We start from the raw sequence: 3,149 nt of genomic DNA, 5'->3' as shown, positions 1-3,149 counted from the left end.
CCCCCGCCCGCCGCCGGGCCGCGCAACAGGCGCGGGCGTCAGCGCGGGCGCAGGATCGCCGCGACCCACAGGCCCGCGAGGCCCAGCGACAGGATCGCGTTCCACGACGCCATCGACAGGCCAAGGAACGCCCACGCGACCTCGTCGCAGCGCACGACGGGGGCGGCAAGGATCTGCGACAGCAGCTCCTCGGGGGTCAGGGCGCTGATGTCTCCGGGGCTGCCGCATGCGTCGGGTCCCGCCCACCATCCGCGTTCCACCCCGGTATGGTGGATGCCCAGCCCGCTTGCGACCAGCGCGCTTGTGGCGCCCAGCGCGGCGGGCACCGGCCCGGCCCAGCTCAGCGCCAGCGCGCCGGCCACCACGGCCGCCAGATGCGGCCAGCGCTGCCAGATGCACAGCTCGCACGGGGCCAGCCCGCCGATGTACTGCGAGCCCAGCGCCGCGATCAGCAGCGCCGCCGAACCGCCCGCCGCGGCGAGGATCAGCGCCCGGCCCGTCACAGGTACCGGATGGCCACGAAGCCACCGATCAGCAGCACGAGGAACAGGGTGAACATCAGCCCCAGCCGCCGCTCGATGAAGTCGCGGATCGGCGCGCCGTACTTCCACAGCAGCCCTGCCACGATGAAGAACCGCAGCCCCCGCGCAAGGATGGAGGTGAGGATGAACAGCGGCAGGTTCATCGCCGCCGCCCCCGAGAAGATCGTGATCACCTTGTACGGAAAGGGGGTCACCCCGGCAAAGGCGATGGTCCAGAACACCAGCGCGGGGTCCTCGGCAAAGCGGGCCTGCAGCGTGTCCCACGAGTCGGTCTTGCCGTAGAACTCCAGCACCGGGCGGCCCACCGTCTCATAGAGGCCGTAGCCGATGCCGTAGCCCAGAACGCCCCCCGCGACCGACGCCAGCGTCGCCACGCCGGCGATCACGAAGGCCCGATGCGGGGCCGCCAGGATCATCGGGATCATCAGCACATCGGGCGGGATCGGAAACACCGAGCTTTCGATGAAGGCCACCGCCGCCAGCGCCCACAGCGCATAGGGCGTGCGCGCCAGCGAGATCGTCCAGTCATAAAGCGCGCGGATCATGACCCCTCCCGGGCTGTGTCGCGGCCATGCACCATGGCCACCGTCCTGCGTCAAGGTGGTGCGCCCTTCTGGCGGAAGCGGCGGGTGGCGTTGCCTGCCGACAAGGCACCGGGCGTGACCGGCTTGATTGCATGATGCCGGAGCGCTAAGGCATGGGCTGTGCGGGTGTGGCGGAATGGTAGACGCAGGGCACTCAAAATGCTCCGCCGCAAGGCATGGGAGTTCGACTCTCCCCACCCGCACCATTATTTTCCAACAAGTGATTGATTTTGTGTAATAAAGCCACTGGTATGCATTCAGTGATCCACCTAAATATCCACCATGCGGTCGGCCATACCCCGAGGTGGCGTGGCACCGAACTAAGGTCCGGTGGTGCTTCTATGCAAACCAATAAAGGATGACTGGCGCGCTGGAAGGTAGCCGTGTGCGGGACAGCGCAGCCATGTCGGGGCGCTTGGCCATCCGTGGCGCTAGGATAGCAGCCCTCAAATCTGAGGGCTCCTTCTCGTAGGTTAGTTCCCCCCCCACCGAAAAAAATCTTGGGGCGACTGGCAAGAGCGGTTGTCACGAACGCAGTTGCGCTGGTCCGATGCGGCGCAGTTCAGAAAGGTGGCCACCGCTCCGATGTGGCCCGTGCTGCTTCGCCTCCGCGATTGCCGGCCGTCCCTGCGCCCGCTAGGGTCCGAAAAAACACGAGGCGGGCATGTTCGAGAAAGCATTCAACAACATTGACAGGGCGTTGCGCAACGACGAGGGGCTGGCCTCCGAACTGGACTATGCCGAGCAGACCTCGTGGCTGTTGTTCCTGAAGTACCTCGGCGATCTCGAAGCCGAACGCCGGGACGAGGCGGAGCTGGAGGGGCGCGACTACACCCCCATCGTCGATGACGCCTACAGCTGGAAGGGCTGGGCCGCGCCCAAGGGCCCCGATGGCAAGCTCGACCACAACGCAGCCCTCACCGGGGCCGATCTCATCGACTTCGTCAACGGCCGGCTCTTCCCCTACCTCAAGCGCTTCCGCGAGGGCAGCGGCGACCCCGACAGCCTCGACTACAAGATCGGTGAGATCTTCTCGGAGATCGCCAACAAGTTCCGCTCCGGCTACTCCCTCCGCGACGCGCTGGAGATCGTGGACCAGCTCGACTTCGGCTCGACCCGCGCCAAGCACGAACTCTCGGACCTCTACGAGACCCGCATCAAGCGCATGGGCAACGCCGGGCGCAATGGCGGTGAATACTACACCCCCCGCCCGCTGATCCGCGCCATGATCAAGGTCACCGACCCGCAGGTCGGCGAGACGATCTATGATGGCGCCTGCGGCTCGGCCGGCTTCCTGTGCGAGGCTTGGGAGCACCTGCGCCGCGACGACCTTTCGGCCACGGAATGGGCCACCCTGCAGCGGCGGACCTTCTACGGGCAGGAAAAGAAGTCCCTCGCCTATGTCCTCGGCGTGATGAACATGATCCTGCACGGGATCGAGGCGCCCAGCATCCGCCACACCAACACGCTCACCGAGAACGTGATGGACATCCAGGAGCGCGACCGCCACGACATCGTGCTGGCCAATCCCCCCTTCGGCGGCGGCGAGCGCAAGGAGGTGCAGCAGAACTTCCCCATCAAGTCGGGCGAGACGGCCTATCTGTTCCTGCAGCACTTCATCCGCAAGCTGCGCGCGGGCGGGCGCGGGGCGGTGGTTATCAAGAACACCTTCCTGTCCAACACTGACGGCGCCAGCGTGGCGCTGCGCAAGGAGCTGCTGGAGAGCTGCAACCTGCACACGGTGCTCGACTGCCCCGGGGGCACCTTCCAGGGGGCAGGCGTCAAGACGGTGGTGCTGTTCTTCGAGAAGGGGGCGAAGACGCGCTCGGTCTGGTACTATCAGCTCGACCCGGGGCGGTCCCTGGGCAAGACCAACCCGCTGAACGACGCCGATCTGGCCGAGTTCGTGGCGCTGCAGCCGGCCCGCGCCGACAGCGCACAAAGCTGGTCGGTGGATGTGGCCGGCCTCGACCCCGCGACATGGGATCTGTCGGTGAAGAACCCCAACGCCCCCGAGGCCGCC

The 3,149-nt window shown here is 66.8% G+C and carries 3 protein-coding genes and 1 tRNA gene; 2 read left to right on the top strand and 2 right to left on the bottom strand.

Translation table 11 applies throughout. From position 1 onward, the window contains the following. Positions 1-38: 38 nt before the first annotated feature. Positions 39-503, bottom strand: a complete 465-nt coding sequence (locus tag CCR87_RS07515; protein WP_201156933.1) for a disulfide bond formation protein B — start codon at positions 501-503, stop codon at positions 39-41. Beyond that, positions 500-1,087 (bottom strand): YqaA family protein, encoded by a 588-nt coding sequence (locus CCR87_RS07510; RefSeq protein ID WP_201156932.1) that lies wholly within the window; start codon positions 1,085-1,087, stop codon positions 500-502. Before CCR87_RS07510 ends, CCR87_RS07515 begins: the two co-directional genes overlap by 4 nt. Positions 1,088-1,248: 161 nt before the next feature. Between CCR87_RS07510 and CCR87_RS07505 the strand changes: the two genes are divergently transcribed. Together CCR87_RS07505 and CCR87_RS07500 are read left to right on the top strand one after the other, a co-directional pair. Then, positions 1,249-1,332: transfer RNA gene (locus tag CCR87_RS07505), tRNA-Leu, on the top strand. Positions 1,333-1,790: 458 nt separating this feature from the next. Then, positions 1,791-3,149: class I SAM-dependent DNA methyltransferase (locus tag CCR87_RS07500; protein WP_201156931.1), on the top strand; the 1,359-nt coding region annotated here is incomplete at its 3' end.

This window comes from Rhodobaculum claviforme (genome assembly GCF_016653255.1).
Lineage (GTDB): Bacteria > Pseudomonadota > Alphaproteobacteria > Rhodobacterales > Rhodobacteraceae > Rhodobaculum > Rhodobaculum claviforme.
This window is presented reverse-complemented; position numbering and strand designations above follow the sequence as displayed.